The organism is Pelobacter propionicus DSM 2379 (assembly GCF_000015045.1).
Lineage (GTDB): Bacteria > Desulfobacterota > Desulfuromonadia > Geobacterales > Pseudopelobacteraceae > Pseudopelobacter > Pseudopelobacter propionicus.
In genome coordinates, this window is record NC_008609.1 from 2,195,882 (window position 1) to 2,215,908 (window position 20,027).

Below are 20,027 nucleotides of genomic sequence, written 5' to 3' on the forward strand. Positions count from 1 at the left end.
TATTCAGTACACACGGAACGGGAGAGAGCATGAGCAGGCCGAAATTCACCAGGGTATTGCTGAAGCTGTCGGGCGAGTCCCTTGCCGGCAGCCAGGGATATGGTATCGACCCAAAAACAATCACCACCATCGCCAGGGAAATCAAGGAAGTGGTTCAGCAGGGGGTGCAGCTTGCCCTGGTCATCGGCGGCGGCAACATCTTCCGCGGCCTGGCGGCATCCTCCCAGGGAATGGACCGCGCCGGCGCCGACAACATGGGCATGCTGGCCACCATGATCAACTCCCTGGCCATGCAGGATGCCCTGGAGAAAATTGGCGTCGCCACCCGCGTCCAGTCGGCCATCGTCATGCAGCAGGTCGCCGAACCGTACATCCGCCGCCGGGCCATCCGCCACCTGGAGAAGGGGCGCGTGGTCATCTTCGGCGCCGGCACCGGCAACCCCTACTTCACCACCGATACCGCCGCCAGCCTGCGGGCCATGGAGATCAGCGCCCAGGCCATCCTCAAGGGGACCAAGGTGGACGGCGTCTATACGGCCGATCCGAAAAAAGACGCCACCGCCACCAAACTGCCCCGGCTTGCCTACATCGATGTCCTCAAACGGGGACTGCAGGTGATGGACGCCACCGCCACATCGCTCTGCATGGACAACAACCTGCCGATCATCGTCTTCGATCTGACAACCGAGGGCAACATCATCAAGGTTATCAACGGCGAAGAGATCGGCACCATCGTACAAGGAGAATGACCCCATGCCCAAAACCGTACTCAGCGACATGAAAACCCATATGGAAAAGACCGTCGCGGTTCTCAAGGCCGAATTCCAGAAGGTCCGCACCGGCCGCGCCTCCACCGCCATCCTGGACAGCGTCAAGATGGACTACTACGGCAACCCCACCCCCATCAGCCAGATAGCCACCCTGGCCATTCCCGAGCCGCGCATGATTACCATCACCCCCTGGGAGGCCAAACAGATTTCAGTCATTGAAAAGGCCATCTTCAACGCCAACATCGGCCTTACCCCCTCCAACGACGGCAAGAGCATCCGCCTCAGTCTCCCCCCCCTGACCGAAGAGCGGCGCCGGGAGATCGTCAAGGATTTGAAGAAGATGGCCGAGGACAACAGGGTCGCCCTGCGCAATATCCGCCGCGACGCCATCGACCGCCTGAAAAAGCTGGAAAAGGATAAGAGCATCACCGAGGACGAGCTGAAGAAGTATGAAAAAGAGGTTCAGGACAACACCAAGAGCTTCGAGATCAAAATCGACGAGGCAATGACCAACAAGGAAAAAGAGGTCATGGAGGTTTGATGCGCGAGCTCGACCCTGAACGGCTCCCCGTCCATCTGGCAATCATCATGGATGGCAACGGACGCTGGGCCCAGCAGCGCATGCTCAAACGCATCGTCGGCCACCAGCGGGGCGCCGAGACGGTCAACATGGTTGTGGAACATGCCTGGCGCCTGGGCATACAATACCTGACCCTGTTCGCCTTCTCCTCCGAGAACTGGTCCCGGCCGGCAATCGAGGTGCGCGCCCTCATGTCCCTGCTGAAGAAGTACATCCGCAAGGAGACGGCGCGCATGATGCGCAAGAACATCCGCTACAATGTCATCGGCAACCGCAGCGACCTTCCCGTCGATGTCAACGAGACACTGGATGAGGCCATCAAGCAGACCTCGGTCAATACCGGCATGACGCTCACCCTGGCGCTCTCCTACGGCGGGCGCCAGGAACTGAGCATGGCTGCCCGCCGCCTCGCATGCGACGTCCGTGACGGGAAAATAACCCCCGATGACATTTCGGTGGAAAACTTCGGCACCTATCTGGATACGGGCGGCCTGCCGGACCCGGATTTTCTGATCCGCACCAGCGGCGAGATGCGCATCAGCAATTTCCTGCTCTGGCAACTGGCCTATACCGAGCTCTACTTTACCGAAACGAACTGGCCCGACTTCACCATCAACGAGTTCAACAAGGCCCTGATCGATTTTCAGTCCCGTGAACGCCGCTTCGGCAAGACCAGCGACCAGATCTCCCCGAGGAACAAGCCATCAAACGCCTGATTACCGCCTTCATTCTCCTGCCGGTGGTCATCCTGACCATTACCCACGGAGGGCCGCTGCTCTTTACCGGACTGATCGGCATCGTAGCCGCCATCGCCATGCTGGAGTTCTACCGCATGGCACTGCCCGAACGCCTGATGGAATCGCGCCTGGCTGCCCTCTGCGGTGGCCTGATGGTCTTTGTCCCGCTGGTCGGAGACGGAGGAGCGGCCCTGCCCAGCCTCGTGGCAGCGCTTCTGCTCTTCTTCCTGCTGTTCCTCTTCCGCATCCAGAACATCGCCGATGCGGCCCGGGACGTGTCCTACGCCGCCCTGGCCTTCGCCTACATCCCGCTCCTGCTGATGCATCTGGTCATGCTGCGCCAGACGACCTACGGGGTGCAGTGGCTGGTGGTGGTGATGCTGATCGTCATGAGCAACGACTCCCTGGCCTACTACAGCGGCAGAGCTTTGGGAAGGCACCGTCTCTACAAGCTGGTGAGCCCCAACAAGAGCATCGAGGGGGCGATCGGTGGTGTAGTGGGGAGCATCCTGGGCACCCTGCTGGCACGCTTCACCTTTTTCCCGCAACTCTCCCTGACTGACGCCTTGCTGACCGCGGTGTTCATCGGCATCCTGGGCCAGACCGGTGACCTGTTCGAATCACTGCTCAAGCGAAGTTTCGGCGTCAAGGATTCCGGGACCATCTTCCCCGGCCACGGCGGAATCCTGGACCGCCTGGACAGCATCATCTTCGCCGCGCCTGCCACCTACTACTACGCAACCTACTTTTTCAAGGGATAGTCTTATGAAACAGCTTTCAATACTTGGTTCCACCGGTTCCATCGGCGTCAGCACCCTGGAGATCGTTGCCGCCCACCCGGACCGGTTCCGGGTCAGCGCCCTGACCGCCGGAAAAAACCTGGAACTTTTGGCCCGCCAGATCAGACAGTTCTCTCCCCGCATCGCCGCCGTCGCAGCCAAGGAGGATGTTCCCCGCCTGGCCCAGCTCTGCGACGGCCTGGAGGTGAAGATCGTCGGAGGGGTGGAAGGGCTGATCGAGGCCGCAACAGCCGATGAAACGGACATGGTGGTGGCGGCCATTGTTGGCGCGGCCGGACTGGTTCCCACGGCAGCCGCCATCCGCGCCGGCAAGGATATCGCCCTGGCCAACAAGGAGACCCTGGTCACCGCCGGGCACCTGTTCATGGAGATGGTCAGCAGCCACGGCGTCAAGCTCTACCCGGTGGACAGCGAGCACAGCGCCATCTTCCAGTCCCTGGAGGGGCATCGCAGCGATGACATCAGCAAGATCATCCTCACCGCCTCGGGCGGACCGTTTTTAAACACATCCCTGGAGCAGCTGGCCGGCGTCACGGTGGGCGATGCCCTCAACCATCCCAACTGGAGCATGGGGAGAAAGATCACCATCGACTCGGCAACCATGATGAACAAGGGCCTGGAGGTCATCGAGGCCCGCTGGCTCTTCGACGCGCCGATGGAGAAAATCCATATCAACATCCATCCCCAAAGCATCATCCACTCCATGGTGGAGTACATCGACGGCTGCGTCATCGCCCAGCTGGGCATGCCGGACATGAAAGCGCCCATCGCCTACGCCCTCTCCTACCCCGAGCGGGTCGCCACCGGCATCAAGCCGCTGGACCTGACCACCCTCACGGGACTCACCTTCTTCAAACCGGACCTGGAGAAATTCCGCTGCCTGGGGCTGGCCTACCGCGCCATGGCCGACGGAGAGAGCATGCCGGCGGTCATGAACGCGGCCAACGAGATCGCCGTGGATGCCTTCCTGGAGGGGCGCATCGCTTTCCTGCAGATCGCCCGGGTGATCGAGGAGACCATGGACAGCCACATTCCTCACGATCTGAAGTCCATAGCAGAGGTGCTTCAGGCCGATCAGTGGGGCCGCGACACGGCCCGTGACATCTGCAGGAGGCTCTCGAACTGACATGACGGTCATCTATGCCATAATCGCACTCGGTGTCCTAATTTTCGTCCACGAGTTGGGACATTTCATCTTCGCCAAGCTGTTCAACGTCAAGGTGGAGAAGTTTTCTCTTGGCTTCGGCCCCAAGCTGTTCGGCAGACAGATCGGCGAGACAGAGTATCTGCTCTCGGCGTTCCCCCTGGGCGGCTACGTCAAGATGTTCGGCGAAGGGGGCTTCATCGAGGGGGGGGAGACCCACCACCAGCAGGACCCGGAAGAGTCGCCCGCGCAACGGGAATATACCGACGAGGAGAAGCGGCGTTCCTTTGCCCATAAACCGCCCCTGGCACGCATCGCCATCGTCTTGGCCGGCCCGATCTTCAACCTGCTCTTCGCCTGGCTGGCGTTCATGCTGCTCTGCACGCTGGGGGTTCCCACCATCACCACCAGGATCGGCGAGGTGCTCAAGGACAAGCCGGCGGCCAGGGCCGGCATCATGAAGGACGACCTGATCACCGCCGTAGATGGGCAGGCGGTTTACCGCTGGGAGGAGTTCGCCTCCAGCATCGCGGAGAGCAAGGGCAAACCGATCAACCTGTCGGTGAAGCGCAAGGACAAGGAGCTGAGCTTCACCATCACCCCGGCGCCACGGGTGGCCAAGAACGTCTTCGGCGAGAATGTCAACGGCTATGCCATCGGCGTGGCGTCGGCGGGCGAGATCGTCACCGAGTACTACGACCCGCTTCAGGCGGTGGTCAAGGGAACCAAGCAGACCTTTGTGGTCATCGACCTGACCATCACCTCGCTGATCAAGCTTGCCCAGCGCATCGTGCCGCTGGATACGGTGGGAGGGCCGATCATGATCGCCAAGATGGCCGGCGAGCAGGCCTCGGCCGGCGGCGCCAGCTTCCTGGCTTTCATGGCCCTGCTCTCCATCAACCTGGGCATTCTCAACCTGCTGCCGGTTCCGGTCCTGGACGGCGGCCACCTGATCTTCTACATCTGGGAACTGGTCTTCCGCAGGCCGGTCAGGCAGCAGGTTCGGGAATACGCCCAGCAGATCGGCATGGCGCTCCTGCTCGGCCTGATGCTCTTGGCCTTCTACAACGACATCGTCCGTTATTTCGTCGGCCAGGGGTAAGCACTACGCACCGACAATCGAAAGCGCCGCGTCGCAGCAGGCCTAAAGCCGCCACGGGACGCGGCGTTTGGTTGTACGCTCTGTTGTGCCTCTTTCCCCTCCGCTACCCGGGGCGCCACCGGCGCCCTGAGCGTGTGTCCCCATGTCAACTCTCGCCTTCAGCCTGATCGTCGCCTCGGCGGTGATGCACGCCCTCTGGAACCTGCTGGTGAAGCGTTGCCGCCACAAGACCGTCTTCATCTGGTGGATGTTCGTGGCCTCCGGTACGCTCTTCACCCTGACCCTCCCCTTCGTACCGGAGCAATTCACCTGGCCAAGCCGGCACACCCTGCTGATGGCATCCATAGGAGCGGTCTGTTTCGTGCTCTACCACCTGCTGAACGGCCGCGCCTACCGGGACGGCGACCTGTCGGTGGTCTACCCCCTCTCCCAGACCTCCATCATCTACGTGCCGATCTGGGGTATGACCCTTTTGGGCGAGCGGCTTACCCTGACCGGTTTATGTGGTATCCTGCTGGTTATCCTGGGCACCTACTCGGTGCAATTGCGGCGCTTGTCCCTGTCGGACATGCTGCGCCCCTTCCGTGATCTGAAGAGCGTCTCGGTCAGGGCCTCGCTAGGGGCCGGTTTCATCTACTCCATCGGCTCCATCGCCGAAAAAAACGGGGTCAAGTACTGCCCCCCGCTCCTTTTTACCTATGTTCTGGTCATGATGATGCTACTGCTCATGTCGCTCAACCTGTGCCGCTCCAGGTACCGCCTGCTGATCGGAGAGGAGCTGCGCGAAAACTGGCGGCTGATCCTCTGCAGCGGACCGGTGGTGATGGCATCATTTCTCACCTTCCGCTACGGACTCAACCTGGCGCCGGTGAGCTACGCGGTTCCAGTGCGACAGGTCAGTATCATGGTGGGGGTGTTGATCGGCATCTTCTTCCTGGGAGAATCCTGCGCCAAGATCAGGATCATGGCTGCCGCCCTGATCCTCTGCGGTGCGATTCTGATACGACTGGGATAGGCGTTGGAAGTGAGGGGTGGGGGGTGATGAGTCAGGAGTGAGGAGAAAAACAGGCTCGAAAAACTCCTTACGCTTTACTCCTTACCCCTGGCGTCTTTCCTGTCAGCTCTTCCTGAACCCGATGATGCCGCCCAGCCCGGCCAGCAGCCCGCCCCAGGCGAGGAGCAGTTCCTTGGGAGTGTACTGCCCTTTCATGTCCGGAACATTGTCTACCATCCATTCACCCAGCATCTCGGTTGCGGTGACCGTGAACGCCGAGTAGAAGAACGCCGCCCCGACGAGAAACAGTATGATCCCAACGCTTTTTTTCATTTCCATGCTAACCTCCCTATCTACGTTAAACTGTCCTGCTTTCTACATGAGCGCACCCTCCCTGTCAACCATGGCGCGGGGTGAGGGACTGGCACTGATACCCACACGGGGGGAGCATCTGCCATGAACGAAGTGCGATCGCAACTGGCTGAGTTGTTCCCACCGGCATGCCATGGCCGGGTCTTTCTGGTGGGAGGATGTGTACGGGACCACCTGCTGGGCCGCGGGTGCCGTGACATCGACCTGGTGGCGGCGCTCAGCGGGGATGAGCTCGGCAGGTGCGGGTTCCGGCTGGTGGCCGGCAGGAGCACCGCGCCGATCTGGTTCAGGCACGATGATGCATTCGGCACCATCGAACTGACGCCGCTGACCTGCCCGGAGGCTTTGGACGCCGACCTGCGGCGCCGCGACTTCACCATCAATAGCCTGGCCATGGATCTTCGGGGGAACCTGCACGACCCGTTTGACGGTCGCGGCGACATCATGGGGCGTTTTTTGCGCCCCTGCTCCCCAGACACCTTCAGGGACGACCCCCTGCGCATCTTCCGGGCATTCCGCTTCGAATCCGACGGATGGAGCATGACCGGCGAGTGCCAGTATTTGATCGGGCAGCACCAGTGGTCGGAAGAGCTGTCCCGCATCCCCATGGAGCGTTTCAGCCGCGAGATGCTCAAGGCCTGCTCTGCCGCCCGACCGGAACGTTTCTTCCTGGCCATGCTGAAATTCGGCGTGGGCGCCGGATATCTGCCGGAACTCTTCCGCATGGCCCGTATTCCTGCCGGCCCCCTCCGTTACCATCCCGAGGGGGATCTTTTGACCCACTCCATCCAGGTGATGCAACGGGTGGCAGAGCGCTCCACCGATCCCTTGGCCCGCTTCTGCGCCCTGTTCCACGACATCGGCAAGCTGTCCACCGACCCTGCCCGCTACCCCAGCCACCATGGCCATGACCGGTCCGGTGTCGAACTGGCCCGCCAGCTCTGCTCCCGCCTGCGCCTGTCGGCCAGGTACCGTAACGCCTTGGCCGCTATCTGCCGGCTGCATATGACATTCAACAACTGGGAAGAGTTACGGGACGGGACACGGCTGAGAGCTGCCGAGCAGGCGGTCAAATCGGGCATTACCGGAATCCTGCCCCTGGTTTCCGCGGCGGACAGGGCAAGATCCGAAGAACCGGCCGGATGGTCGCGGGCGGTACAGGTTGTCCGCATGTCAACAATCGAACTGGGCATGGATCAGCAACAGCTGGAAAAGATGCCAGCCGACCTTCGCAGCGATCTCATCCTGCAGCTTCGCATAGAGAGATTTCGTCAGGCAACGGGCTGTTCGGCGAACTGAGACGCCAGCGGAGAGAACCCCGAGCGCATTCCCCGTTGAGCGTCGGTTACGGGGAGTTTCTGCGCCAGCAGAGAACGACTCCGCCGACACAACACCCCTGTCCGGGAGAGCCCTTCCCGCCGCCATAGGGCAGCAACGCAGAGGAAGTCACCGTTGTGCCGGAGCAAATATTATGTCTTTTTTTAAATAGCGTTGACATTAAAGCATTTATACACTAATCATAAAAAATACATCAACCTGATGACGGGAGGTTCACATGAACTCGAATGGGCTGCATCTCAGAGGCCGCCAGCTTCTGGTCGACGCGCTTGTGGCGATAGCCGAACAGGGAAACCTGACCGACGCGGATATAGCACTGATCAAGGCCCATGAACTGGACGACATGGTCAAGGACAAACTGTTTCGACGCGCGGCAAGCAGCAGCGACATTGACAGGCTGTTTGACGCGATACCGCTTGCGTGGGAAGCACGGGATAACTGATCCGCCGATACGTTCGAAACCTCGCACAGCCCTCACCCCTCAGTCACACCTACTCCGCCATCCTGTTCCTGAAGATCACCACCGCCGCGACAAAGGCGATCAGAGCCGCGGCAAGCACCTGCAGCGCGAAAACGGTTGAGAAATCGCCGCCGACCAGGGCATGACGAGCGCCCTCGAACAGGGCGGTGGTGGGAAACAACCGCACCCAGGGAATCAGCCGTTCGGGATAGGAGGAGAGCGGAAAGAACAGGCCGGACATGAAGATCAGCGGCATGACCAGCACCGCCTCCACCTTGCCGATGGTCTCCGGCTTGTCCATGACGGTCCCGCTGATCACCCCGGCGCAGGAAAAGAGCGCCGAACCGGGGAGCAGGAAGGCCAGATAGGCCAGCAGGTTGGCAGGATCGAAACGGAAGGGTGTGATGGCGAAGATGACCAGGGCCACAGCCAGCCCCTTAATCAGGCCATGGCTGAAGCCGGAGAGGATCTTGGCCACCACGATTTCCCAGACGCCGATGGGAGTGACCCGGTAGGACTCCACCGTGAACTGCACCCTCCGGTGGAACCAGAGGCTCCAGACGCTTTCGTTGTAAGCGGCGTTGACAGCGGTCATGGTGATGAGCCCCGGCGCTATGAACAGGCTGTAGGGCACCCCCTCCACCAGTCCGATGTACCCCTTCATGCCGATGCCAAAGGCCAGGTACATGGTCAGTGGGTAGGCAACAATCGCCACCAGTTCCGACCAGATACTGCGCCTGAGCACCAGCATGTCCCGCCGCCAGATTGCCAGATATCCCCGCGGCATCAATTGCGCACCCCCGCACCGGTCAGGCTGATGAACACGTCTTCCAGGGTCCGCTCCTTAAGCGAGATGCGCCGCACCGCCGCGCCGCGCAGGGCCGAGACCAGCTCGGAGAGACATTCCCAACTCTCCAGCCGCACATCAACCACCCTTCCCGTCACCACCATCTCCAGCACGCATGCCATGCTTCCCAGGATTTGGGCATGACGTTCCGCCTGCTCCTCGAATTCGATCTCGTAGACCGTGCCGCCGGAGAGACGTTCCTTCAGCTCGCTGGTGGTCCCCTGGGCGATCATCCTGCCGTGGTCCATGATGGCGATGCGGTCGCAGAGGTGCTCGGTCTCCTCCAGGTAGTGGGTGGTGAGGAAGATGGTCATGCTCCCCGCCAGGGAGCGCACATACTCCCACACGGCGCGGCGGGACTGGGGATCCAGGCCGGTGGTCGGTTCGTCCAGGAAGAGCAGGCGGGGCTCGTTCAGCAGTGCCCGTGCCACCACCAGTCTGCGCTGCATCCCGCCGGAAAAGGTGTCGGGAAAGTCCCCCTGCCGCCCGGTCAGCCCCATCAGCTCCAGCAGTTCGTCGATCCGGGGACGGAAACGGCTGGCCGGCATTCCGTGCAGACGGGCATGCAGCTCCAGGTTTTCCCGCGCGGTAAGGTAGCGGTCCAGGCTGTTCTCCTGGGAAACCACGCCGATCAGGGCGCGGATTTCCCGGCCATGGCTGCGGGTATCCATTCCCTGGACAAATGCCTCGCCGCTGCTCTGACCCATGAGGGTGGTCAGGATGCGGATCAGGGTGGTCTTGCCGGCGCCGTTGGGTCCCAGCAAGCCGAAGATGGTTCCCTGTTCCACCTGCAGGTCGAAGCTGTCCAGGGCGGTCAGCCTGCCGTAGCTCTTGGTCAGTCCATGGGTGCGAAGGGCGATGGTCATGGAAAGCCTATAGCACACAACGACGGGAAAAGGCACCCCTTCCCTGCCGCGGCAAAAAATGGTTGACGCCACATTCCTCGGCTGGGTATGCTTTTGCGTCAATCTGCCAGGGAAACGGGACGAAATCATGTCACTCATGGAATGGGACGGCACCTACAGCATCGGCATCAAGGAACTGGACGACCACCATCAGCACCTGTTCATGCTGATCAATCGGGCATTCGACGGCTACAACCGGGGAATGGGCGATGCAGCAGTCAAGAAGCTGCTGGATGAATTGCTGGAGTACGCCACCTACCATTTTTCGGCGGAAGAGATGCGCATGGGTGAGGACGCCTACCCCGGAATAGAGGAGCATTACAGGCAACACAAGCTTTTTGTGAACAAGGTGGCCGAACTGATGGAACTGTACAAGGCGGTGGGAAGCAGCATCCTGACCAGCACTCTCATGTTCATGAACACCTGGCTAACCAGACATATCCTGCAGCACGACAGGGAGTACGCCCGCTACTGCCTGGAACAACCCACAGCACCAAAGAGACCCACGGCAACGGCCTGACACGCCGGATCATCTTGTACCCGCTCCGAGCAACGGATCAGGACGATATATCCCGGTGGAGCCCCCCACCTCCGACATCAGCGGTGTGGGGACCGATGACAGCGTTCTTATCAATGCCGGACTGGCAATGGCCGCAGGTCCCTCAGGCGTGGCACAATCGACCTGGCCGGCAGATTCCTTGACAGATGCCCCGCCTTTTCCTATACCTTGTCTTCATGAAGAAAATCCTGATACTGTTCGCCCATCCACGCTACGAGATCTCAAGAGCCAACCGCGCCCTGCTGGAGCCGCTCCATGACCTGGAGCAGGTCACCATCCACGACCTGTACGAACAGTACCCAAGCTTCAACATCAACAGCGCCCGGGAGCAGCAACTGCTGCTGGCACACCAGATCATCGTCTGGCAGTTTCCCTTCTACATGTACAGCGCACCGTCCATGATCAAGCAGTGGATCGATCTGGTGCTGGAGCACGGCTGGGCCCACGGCGCCGGCACCAGGGCGCTGGAAAACCGAACCATCTTCGCCACCGTCACCACCGGCGGCAGCCGCGAAAGCTACGCCCCCGACGGCTTCAACCGCCATACCATGGGAGAGTTCCTCGTCCCCTTTCAGCAGACGGCCCTTCTCTGCGGCATGCACTACCTGCCCCCCTTTCTGGTGCAGGGAACCTACCGGCTTACCGACCCGCAACTGGCGCGCTTCGTCGACCAGTACCGCGACTTGCTGATCCGCCTCTCCCAGGCACCGCCTACCCCGGGTGAGTTGTCAGGCATGGAGCGGCTCTACGACTTGAGCGCTCCCCTCCCCCCCACGCCCCATGACTGACGGCATTCTGGGACAGGCCATCGTCTACCTGGCCGCCGCTCTTCTCTGCGTGCCCCTGGCGAAACGAATCGGCATGGGCTCGGTGCTCGGCTACCTGCTGGCCGGCGTACTGATCGGCCCCTTCTGCCTCGGCTTCATCGGACATGAGGGTGAAGATATCATGCACTTCGCCGAGTTCGGCGTGGTGATGATGCTCTTCCTGATCGGTTTGGAACTGGAGCCGGCCCATTTCTGGAGAATGCGCGGCACCATCCTGGGGCTGGGAACGCTCCAGATCGTGCTGACCACCCTCGCCATGGCCCTGCCGCTCTCCCTGCTCGGTTTCAGCTGGCAGTCGGCCCTTGCCTCCGGCGTGGCGCTCTCCATGTCATCCACGGCCATCGTACTGCAGACGATGAAGGAAAAGGGGTTGACCCAGACCAGGGCCGGAACCGGAGCGTTCGCCGTGCTCCTCTTCCAGGACATTGCCGTCATCCCGATCCTCGCCCTGCTCCCCTTCCTGGCCATGGGGGGCAGCACTGCCGACGGCATGGAAAGCACGCTCCTCCAGGGACTGCCCGGCTGGATCAGGGCCAGTTCGGTCCTGGTGGCGGTGGTAGGGGTGATCATCCTCGGCCGCTACGTGATCGTCCCCTTTCTGCGCATCATCACCCGCACCAGCGTGCGGGAACTGTGCATCGCCGCGGCACTGCTGATCATCGTCGGCATCGCCTTCCTGATGAAACAGGTGGGGCTGAGCCCGGCCCTGGGCGCCTTTCTGGCCGGGGTGCTCCTGGCCAACAGCGAGTTCCGCCACGAACTGGAAAGCGATATCGAACCGTTCAAGGGGTTGCTCCTGGGGCTGTTCTTCATCGCCGTGGGGGCGTCGATCAACTTCGGGCTATTGCTGGACGACCCGGCCAGGCTGTTCCTGATGGTGCTGGCGGTCTTGCTGATCAAGGCCTGCGTGCTTCTGGCTGCGGGGAAGATCTTCCGTTTCTCCTTTGACCAGAACAGCATCTTCGCCCTGGGGCTCTCCCAGGTGGGCGAATTCGCCTTTGTGCTTTTCAGCTTCATTAACCGCCTGGGGATACTGGACTCCCCCAGGACCGACCTGTTCATGGCCGTCACCGCCATCAGCATGACCCTGACCCCGCTCCTCCTGCTGCTCAACGAGCGCTTGGTGCTCCCCCGTTTCGGGACCCTGGAGCAGGAACGGCGCCAGCCGGACCAGATCGAAAGTGTCCACCAGGTCATCATCGCCGGTTTCAACTCCTTCGGCAGCACCTTGGGGCGTTTCCTGCGGGCCAACGGCGTGGAAGCCACCATCCTGGACAACGACTCCGACCAGGTGGACCTGCTGCGCAGAATGGGTTTCAAGGTCTTCTACGGGGATGTCAGCCGCCTGGACATCCTGCGCTCGGCGGGCGCCGAACAGGCCCGTATTCTGGTTGTAGCCATCGACAACCCCTCCATGACCCTCGATCTGATCGAAAACGTGAAGAAACAGTTCCCCAACCTGACCATCATGGCCCGCGCCGGAAACAATCTGGATGCCCACGAGTTGCTGGACCTGGATGTACGCCACATCTACCGCGACTTCCTCGACACTGCCGTGCGGGCCGGGGTGGATGTGTTGGCCGCCCTGGGGCAGCGGCGCTTCAGCGCCACCCGCTCGGCCCAGGACTTCATCAGGTACGATGAGGATGCAATGGTCAGGCTGGCTCCCCACCGCCATGATCAGTCCTCCTACATCTCCAACACCAGGGAACAGATCCGGCTGCAGGAGCAACTCCTGGCAAACGACCGCGAACGCAACCGCCTGCGGCACGACCATGCCTGGGACAACACCAGCCGCGAAATGCCCGACTGAGTCTCCCCGTCCTCCCGACACCTCGGCCACACACCCCCGTGCCCCCATTGAGAGTCCACACTCCAGGCTGTTACATGAGGCATGTTCGGGACGATTTGTAATGTGGCGGCTCGGTAGTACACTTGTAGCGTTCGTTCTCATGAGACGCCGCCGGAGAGTCACCATGGATACTTGCCACACACTTCACGACATGCGCACGGCGCTGACCGAACTGGAAGAGGCGCTGTCAGGCCTCGACACCCCGGACGTGACCATTCGACAACTGGAAGAGGCGCTGCAACTGATGCGCAGGGCTCGGGCAGAGCTCCAGCCCACAGTAACCTGCACGGAAGCGCCTTTCAGGGCGCCGAAGGATGGCGGTATGGAGCGGTGCTCCACATACGACCGGGAATACCGCACCCTGCTGCCGGATGGCAAGGTGCGTTGGATCAACACCCAGGGTACGACCATCCCCAATCCCCAGGGGCATGGGCAGCCCATGACCGGCATCAGCATCGATGTCTCCGACCGCCAGCGGGCGGATGATTCGCTGCGCCGCAGCGAAGAACGCTACCGTTCCCTGGTGGAGCTTTCCCCCGACGCCGTCTTCATCAACCTCAAAAACCGCATCGTGTTCGTCAACCCGGCGGCGGTGCGCCTCTTCGGCGCCGCATCGGCCCAGCAGCTCCTGGGCAAGAGCCCCTTCGACCTGATGCACCCCGACTGCCACGACGTGATCCGTGCGCGCATTGAACAGCAACGCGCGGGCCAGATCGCACAGCTGATAGAGGAAAAGGTCCTGCGCCTGGACAGCAGCGTTATTGATGTGGAGGTTTCCGCGGCCCCGCTCAACACGGAAGAGGGAACCGCGTTCCAGGTCATCCTGCGCGATATCAGCGACCGCAAAAGAGCTGAGCAGGCCCTGGCTACGGCCAAGGAGCAGGCCGAGGCGGCCAGCCGCGCCAAGAGCGAATTTCTGGCCAACATGAGCCATGAAATCCGCAGTCCCATGAACGGCATCATGGGCATGGCACAGCTCATGGAGTACACCGAACTCACCGACGAGCAGCGGGAATACCTGAATGTGATCAGGTCATCCTCCCATGGCCTGCTCTCCCTGATCAACAACATACTCGATCTCTCCAAGATAGAAGCGGGCAAAATCGAACTAGAACGGAGTGATTTCAGCCTGCGGGCCAGCATCGACGACATCGTCAAAGCCCACCTCTCCCAGATTCACGACAAAGGGCTCACCATACGCACCGACATCCCGGCCGCCGCGCCGGACACCCTGATCGGCGACCAACTGCGCCTGAAACAGATCCTGCTCAACCTTCTGGGCAATGCCATCAAGTTCACCTGCCGGGGAGGCATCGGCATCTCGGTCGCTGTCAGCGAGCGCCGCGACGAAAGAGTCCGGCTGAGAATCGACGTAACGGACACCGGCATCGGCATCCCCACCGATGCCATGGAGAGAATCTTCAAGCCGTTTACCCAGGCCGACTCTTCCACCACGCGGCAGTACGGCGGAACCGGTCTCGGCCTCTCCATCTGCAGCCGCCTGGCGGAGTTGATGGATGGCAAGATCACAGTGGAAAGCAGGGAGGGCAGCGGCAGCACCTTCTCGGTCCATCTCCCCTTCGCGGTCAGTGGAACCGCCATGGAGCGCCGAAGTGGCGGCAGCAGCCAACGGGCGCGCGCCAGCTGGGATGGTCCGGCGTTGCACATACTGCTGGTGGATGATTATGAGATGAATCTGCTGGCTGTCACACGGCTGCTGCAGCGCCACGGTCACACCGTGGTTCCGGCTCGCGATGGCGCGGAGGCCGTGCAAAAATGGGAGCAGGAAGCATTCGACGCGATCCTGATGGATATACAGATGCCGGTCATGGACGGCATGGAGGCTACGCGGACCATCCGGCGCAGGGAAGCGGGGACCGGCAGGCACACGCCGGTTATCGCGCTTACCGGGCGTGCCCTCCAGGAGGAGCAGGACGAGATCATGGGCCAGGGTTTCGACGGTCATATCTCCAAGCCGATCCAGTTGGGCATGCTGTTCCAGGAGCTGCGCAGGTGCCTGCCGCATGCAACCAAGGAGGAGGAAACGATCCTTCCGTCAAAGGAGACTCCCTCGACCGTTGTCGACAGGCAACTACTGGCAAGGCTGCTGGGCAAGATGGAGCTCCTGCTGTCCAGCCACAATCTGGCGACCATCGATTTGCTCTCCGATATTATGAAAACAGCGCCGCCTACCGCTGCGCTGAAGATCTTCCGGGACCATCTCAAACGCTTCAATTTTGACGGGGCATTGGGCTGCCTGGACGAGCTGTACCGCGAGTTCGATATTACACGTGAGACGGGAAACTTCCATGGAGAGACAGAGAATCCTGATCGTCGATGACACCCCGGAGAACCTCCAGTTGCTCTACCGCACTCTCAGGGACGAGTATGACCTCTACGGAGCCACCAATGGCAGGGAAGCGCTCATGATCGCAGCGGCGCAGCAGCCCGACCTGATACTCCTCGATATCATGATGCCAGAGATGGATGGCTATGAAGTCTGCCGCCGACTGAAGAGCAGCGAAGAGCTCAGGGATGTGCCGGTACTGTTCCTGACGGCCCTGTCCGAGGACAGCGATGAACTGCGCGGCCTGGAGATCGGGGCGGTGGATTACATCACCAAACCGTTCAAGACCGCCGTCGTCAAACGGAGAATCGACACCCACCTCGCCCTGAAGCGCAAGACGGACCAGCTGGCCCGGAGCAATGCGGAATTGCGCGAGGCCCTTGAAAACGTAAGGGCACTGTCCGGCCTGCTGCCGATCTGTTCGAGATGCAAGAAAATCCGCGACGACCAGGGGTACTGGAAACATGTGGAAACCTATATCAGCCTGCATTCCGATGTGCTCTTCAGCCACGGCTACTGCCCGGAATGCGCCGAAAAGGCCATGGATGACCTGAAGGTCCAGATGGAGCGCTACCCTCCCCGATCCCCGTCCACGGATGAGACAGACAGGTGGTAACACCCTGTCCGTGTCCCACCCCGCACGTTCGACTGCTGTTCACGGCTAGAGGCCGTTGATACAGACAGTTCCCGTTTTTTTCTCACCGCTGTCCCCGATCTTCTGCTACATTCGCCGGACCCCATTCCCCTGTCTGGCCCTGGGCATATCCACCGCAAGCAGGGGAATACCCAGGAGAGTGACCCCTGTACCGAACGTGGAGGCGACCATGAAGCGCTCCGGATTGACTATCACCTGCATGCTGCTGTTACTGCTGCTCGTTTCGGGCCGGGTGTCGGCCGAGACCCACCAGGAGCTGGTGGAGAACTATATCGACCTGTCCGGCATGGGGGAGATGCTGCGATCGCTCCCCACCGAGATGGACGCCCTTGCCTCCCAGAGGAGCCTGACCTCCCGGCATCCCGATGTCGAGTCACGTGTCTACCGGATGGTCAGGGAGAGCTTCGACGTCCGGAAAGCCAAGCAGAGCCTCTCCGCCTACCTTCTGCACCACACGGACACATCCTATGTCGAGGACATCCTACGCTGGCTGAACACCCCCCTGGCCAGAAAAATAACCCGTGAAGAACTCAGCGCCTCGGCATCGGGGCAACAGGCAAATATGCTGCACTATCTGGCCGACCTGCAAGCAACCCCGCCACCGCAACGGAGAATCGCCCTGGTGCAGGAAGTGGAACGGGTGACGCACCTCTCCGAACTCACCACCCGTATCGTCATGGAGGTCACCAGGGGGATGATGGAGTCGATCAACCTGGCGCTTCCGGAGGGTGACCGCGAACCGCTGGACGACAACCTAGAAGAGATGGAGACCATGGGACCGGTGATCCGGGAGGGGTTCCGCCAGCAGATGATACTGACCTCGTTCTATGCCTACCGGAATATCAGCGACAAGGAGCTGGCCGACTACATCGGCTTCTACGACTCCGACCTGGGCCGCAGGGAAATCAGAATCACCGGGGACGCGCTGGGCCATGTGCTGAGGGAATGGTTCGCAGAGTTCGGCAGGAGGCTCGCCGCTGCCGCGAAAGACGAGTCCGGGAAAACCGGGCAGACACCACAGGATCCCACGCCCAAGGAGAGCACCCCATTTTGAGACTCGTCACCATTTCATGCCTGATCATGGCCAGCATCGCCGCTGGCTGCGCCCTGAAGACGCTACCAGCGGTCACCGTCAAAATACCAACCAGAACGATAGAGTACTCAAGCGAAGTCAAACCGATACTGGACAAGCGCTGCACGGTCTGCCACTCCTGCTACAATTCCCCCTGCCAGCTGAAGCTGGACTCCTTCGAGGGAGCTGACCGGGGCGCCAGCAAGCGGGCCATCTACAACGCCGCGCGCCTCACCACCATGGATCCCACCCGCCTGTTCATCGACGCCCGTACAACCGAGGAGTGGCGCAAAAAACAGTTCTTCAGCATCACCGACAGCAGCGTGGGAAATGGTCTCAATGATTCGATCATGATCCAGCTGCTCTCCCACAAGATGAAGAACCCCGCAAGCAGTGGCGAGTACCATGCCGAGGCCGATGACCTGACCTGCTCGGAAAACCGGAACGAGCTGGCAGGCTATCTGGATAAACACCCCAACAACGGCATGCCCTTCGGCTTTCCCCCCCTGAAACAGGACGAGTTCGACATCATAGCCGGTTGGCTGGTGCAGGGAGCCAGGGGACCCACCCCTGACCAGCAAGCGCAACTGGTCACCCCCAAACCAGAGGATGCCCGGGCCATCCTGCGCTGGGAATCGTTCCTCAACCAGACCGACCCAAAGCACGCCATGACCGCCCGCTACCTGTACGAGCATCTGTTCCTGGCCCACATCAACTTCGCCACCGGCAGCAACGAATTCTTCGAACTGGTCCGCTCCCGAACCGCTCCCGGACAGCCGGTGGAGGTGATACCCACGGTGCGCCCCTATGACGACCCCGGCCCGGAACCTTTCTTTTACCGCTTCCGCAAAATTCACTCCACCATCGTCCACAAGACCCACATGGTCTTCGATCTGGACGATGCCCAGTTTCAGCGGATCAACGAGCTGTTCATCCAGCCAGAGTGGTTGCAGACGCCCCACACCATGGGCTATGAGCCGGTCATGAGCGCCAACCCCTTCACGGCCTTCGAGCAGATTCCCCCCCGATCGCGCTACCAGTTCCTGCTGGACAACGCCCACTACATCATCATGACCTTCATCCACGGCCCGGTCTGCAAGGGTCAGATCGCCCTGAACGTTATCGACGACCACTTCTGGGTCATGTTCATGGACCCGGACCACGACCTGAGTGTCGCCTATCCCGGTTTCCTCAGGCTGCACGCCGGCAAGCTGCGCATGCCGATCGAAAAGGGGAGCAACCAGCACATCTTCTCGGCGCTGACCGACGAGCACCGCAAAGCGGTGATTGAATTCTACCGGGCCAGGCAGGACTACTACGCCGCCCACTACTATGCCGGGTTGGACTACGATTTCATCTGGAAGGGGAATCGGCCTGCCGATGCGCCGCTTCTGACCGTGTACCGGCATTTCAACAGCGCCTCGGTGCACCGGGGCATACTGGGCAGCCTGCCCAAGACCATGTGGGTCATCGATTACCCCCTGCTGGAGCGCATCTACTACGCCCTGGTGGCCGGCTTCGACGTGTACGGCACCGCCGGACATCAGCTTGCCATCCGGCTCTATATGGACGCGCTGCGCGTGGAAGGGGAGAGCAACTTCCTGGATTTCCTGCCCCCCGCCAAGCGCAAGGCGATCATGAAATCCTGGTACAAGGGGGTCGAGCTGAAGAAGGTGAACTACTACCCCTCGCTCCTGCCGGCCGGGATAGTGTTTACCAGCGACGACCCCAAACGGGAGTTCATCGAGCAGCTGGTGAACCGGCACCTGCTCCCCGCCAGCGGGATTGCCTTCGACCCGATCAACTATCTCCCCGCCGGGACAGCCTATCCGCAACTGCCGCACAACTACGAAAAGCGGGAGGACTATTTGCGGGCCTTCACCGCCCTCTCCCGCCCCGGAACCCCCTTCTTCTCCCTGATCAAGGAGACCGACGCCAACCTGGCCTACGTGAGAATACGGCTCAAAAACGGCAGGGATATCGCCGGATCCATCGTCATCAACCGCTGGCACGACAACGTGGCCTTCATGCTGGGGGAAGACGACAGGCTCGATGCGTCAAAGGACAGCGCCGACTTCATACCGGGGCTGATCGGTTCCTATCCCAACTATTTCGTGGATGTGCGCGAGGAGGAGCTGCCCGACTTCTTCGACCTGCTGGCCAATTTCAGCGGAAGCCGACGGGACCTGGAGCGGGTGGCACGCTACGGCGTAAACCGGGCCGACGACCGTCTCTGGGAAGCATACGACTGGTTCCAGATGCGCTTCATGAAGGATGAACCGGTCAAGGGGGGACTGTTCGACCTGAACCGCTACTTCCACCGGGCGCGCTGAACAGCCATAGTAGAGATAATGGGGAGACTTCAGACCCGGATGGAGAAGGCCTGCATCAGGGCCTGCCTCTCCTCCGAGGTTACCGGCTGGGAGAGTGTCCGTGCGTCCTGGGCTCTGTTCTCCCCCGGCTGGACGGACGAGATGGTCACGCTGTCTTCGACTTCCGTCGCGGTCGGTTGAGCCGCCGCCAGTTTCTTGGCGCGTTCGCCATCCCTTGCGGCCCACCGCTTCATCCGCTGGTACTCCGCCGATAGCGGCGAAGAAATGATCTTCAGTTTTGTTGGTGACATGATCTCCCCAAGGCATTGCATGCGTCCCGTTTCGGGCGGCGCA

Annotated in this window: 20 protein-coding genes; 16 read left to right on the forward strand and 4 right to left on the reverse strand. The window is 61.2% G+C overall.

The window, feature by feature from the left end; translation table 11 throughout:
* The first annotated feature begins 29 nt into the window (after nt 1-29).
* The 7 genes from pyrH (at nt 30) to PPRO_RS10180 (ending at nt 6,148) form a co-directional block, all read left to right on the forward strand.
* Nucleotides 30-749 (forward strand): UMP kinase, encoded by a 720-nt coding sequence (gene pyrH / locus PPRO_RS10150; protein WP_011735920.1) that lies wholly within the window; start codon nt 30-32, stop codon nt 747-749.
* A gap of 4 nt (nt 750-753) precedes the next feature.
* Complete coding sequence (frr, locus tag PPRO_RS10155) at nt 754-1,311, forward strand: ribosome recycling factor (RefSeq protein ID WP_011735921.1); 558 nt, start codon at nt 754-756, stop codon at nt 1,309-1,311.
* Nucleotides 1,311-2,066, forward strand: a complete 756-nt coding sequence (locus PPRO_RS10160) for an isoprenyl transferase (RefSeq protein ID WP_011735922.1) — start codon at nt 1,311-1,313, stop codon at nt 2,064-2,066. The genes frr and PPRO_RS10160 overlap by 1 nt, the downstream gene beginning before the upstream one ends.
* Before the next feature lie 23 nt (nt 2,067-2,089).
* Nucleotides 2,090-2,848 carry a phosphatidate cytidylyltransferase gene (locus PPRO_RS10165; RefSeq protein WP_011735923.1) on the forward strand — a complete coding sequence of 253 codons (759 nt, stop codon included), beginning with the start codon at nt 2,090-2,092 and terminating at the stop codon, nt 2,846-2,848.
* 4 nt (nt 2,849-2,852) lie between these two features.
* Nucleotides 2,853-4,013, forward strand: a complete 1,161-nt coding sequence (locus tag PPRO_RS10170) for a 1-deoxy-D-xylulose-5-phosphate reductoisomerase (RefSeq protein ID WP_011735924.1) — start codon at nt 2,853-2,855, stop codon at nt 4,011-4,013.
* A gap of 1 nt (nt 4,014) precedes the next feature.
* Entirely contained in the window at nt 4,015-5,133 is a 1,119-nt protein-coding gene (gene rseP, locus PPRO_RS10175) for an RIP metalloprotease RseP (protein WP_011735925.1), read from the forward strand.
* Between the two features lie 142 nt (nt 5,134-5,275).
* On the forward strand, nt 5,276-6,148 hold the full coding sequence (locus tag PPRO_RS10180; RefSeq protein ID WP_011735926.1) for an EamA family transporter: 873 nt from the start codon (nt 5,276-5,278) through the stop codon (nt 6,146-6,148).
* A gap of 102 nt (nt 6,149-6,250) precedes the next feature.
* On the opposite strand, the gene PPRO_RS10185 is transcribed toward PPRO_RS10180, so the two are convergent.
* The gene (locus PPRO_RS10185; RefSeq protein ID WP_011735927.1) at nt 6,251-6,466 is read right to left on the reverse strand and encodes a hypothetical protein; all 216 of its coding nucleotides are present in this window, start codon (nt 6,464-6,466) and stop codon (nt 6,251-6,253) included.
* Between the two features lie 117 nt (nt 6,467-6,583).
* Between PPRO_RS10185 and PPRO_RS10190 the strand changes: the two genes are divergently transcribed.
* On the forward strand, nt 6,584-7,798 hold the full coding sequence (locus tag PPRO_RS10190) for an HD domain-containing protein (RefSeq protein ID WP_011735928.1): 1,215 nt from the start codon (nt 6,584-6,586) through the stop codon (nt 7,796-7,798).
* 256 nt (nt 7,799-8,054) lie between these two features.
* Nucleotides 8,055-8,279, forward strand: a complete 225-nt coding sequence (locus PPRO_RS10195) for a hypothetical protein (RefSeq protein ID WP_011735929.1) — start codon at nt 8,055-8,057, stop codon at nt 8,277-8,279.
* Between the two features lie 49 nt (nt 8,280-8,328).
* Here the strand turns inward: PPRO_RS10195 and PPRO_RS10200 are convergent, their stop codons facing one another.
* Both PPRO_RS10200 and PPRO_RS10205 read right to left on the reverse strand, forming a co-directional pair.
* The gene (locus PPRO_RS10200; RefSeq protein WP_011735930.1) at nt 8,329-9,084 is read right to left on the reverse strand and encodes an ABC transporter permease; all 756 of its coding nucleotides are present in this window, start codon (nt 9,082-9,084) and stop codon (nt 8,329-8,331) included.
* Complete coding sequence (locus PPRO_RS10205; protein ID WP_011735931.1) at nt 9,084-10,010, reverse strand: ABC transporter ATP-binding protein; 927 nt, start codon at nt 10,008-10,010, stop codon at nt 9,084-9,086. Before PPRO_RS10205 ends, PPRO_RS10200 begins: the two co-directional genes overlap by 1 nt.
* A 127-nt stretch (nt 10,011-10,137) precedes the next feature.
* Here PPRO_RS10205 and PPRO_RS19525 point away from each other — a divergent pair, with 127 nt between their 5' ends.
* From PPRO_RS19525 to PPRO_RS10240, 7 genes are all read left to right on the forward strand, one after another.
* Entirely contained in the window at nt 10,138-10,569 is a 432-nt protein-coding gene (locus PPRO_RS19525) for a bacteriohemerythrin (RefSeq protein WP_011735932.1), read from the forward strand.
* Between the two features lie 215 nt (nt 10,570-10,784).
* A complete protein-coding gene (locus PPRO_RS10215; RefSeq protein ID WP_041532727.1) occupies nt 10,785-11,396 on the forward strand; it encodes an NAD(P)H-dependent oxidoreductase in 612 nt (203 codons plus the stop codon).
* On the forward strand, nt 11,389-13,248 hold the full coding sequence (locus PPRO_RS10220) for a monovalent cation:proton antiporter-2 (CPA2) family protein (RefSeq protein WP_011735934.1): 1,860 nt from the start codon (nt 11,389-11,391) through the stop codon (nt 13,246-13,248). The genes PPRO_RS10215 and PPRO_RS10220 overlap by 8 nt, the downstream gene beginning before the upstream one ends.
* A gap of 163 nt (nt 13,249-13,411) precedes the next feature.
* On the forward strand, nt 13,412-15,628 hold the full coding sequence (locus PPRO_RS10225) for a hybrid sensor histidine kinase/response regulator (protein ID WP_011735935.1): 2,217 nt from the start codon (nt 13,412-13,414) through the stop codon (nt 15,626-15,628).
* Entirely contained in the window at nt 15,597-16,250 is a 654-nt protein-coding gene (locus tag PPRO_RS10230) for a response regulator (protein WP_011735936.1), read from the forward strand. The genes PPRO_RS10225 and PPRO_RS10230 overlap by 32 nt, the downstream gene beginning before the upstream one ends.
* Nucleotides 16,251-16,428: 178 nt before the next feature.
* Entirely contained in the window at nt 16,429-17,343 is a 915-nt protein-coding gene (locus tag PPRO_RS10235) for a DUF2059 domain-containing protein (RefSeq protein WP_157039982.1), read from the forward strand.
* The gene (locus PPRO_RS10240) at nt 17,340-19,694 is read left to right on the forward strand and encodes a fatty acid cis/trans isomerase (protein ID WP_011735938.1); all 2,355 of its coding nucleotides are present in this window, start codon (nt 17,340-17,342) and stop codon (nt 19,692-19,694) included. The genes PPRO_RS10235 and PPRO_RS10240 overlap by 4 nt, the downstream gene beginning before the upstream one ends.
* Nucleotides 19,695-19,723: 29 nt before the next feature.
* Here PPRO_RS10240 and PPRO_RS10245 read toward each other — a convergent pair whose 3' ends face one another.
* Nucleotides 19,724-19,984, reverse strand: a complete 261-nt coding sequence (locus PPRO_RS10245; RefSeq protein WP_157039983.1) for a hypothetical protein — start codon at nt 19,982-19,984, stop codon at nt 19,724-19,726.
* Between the last annotated feature and the right edge of the window lie 43 nt (nt 19,985-20,027).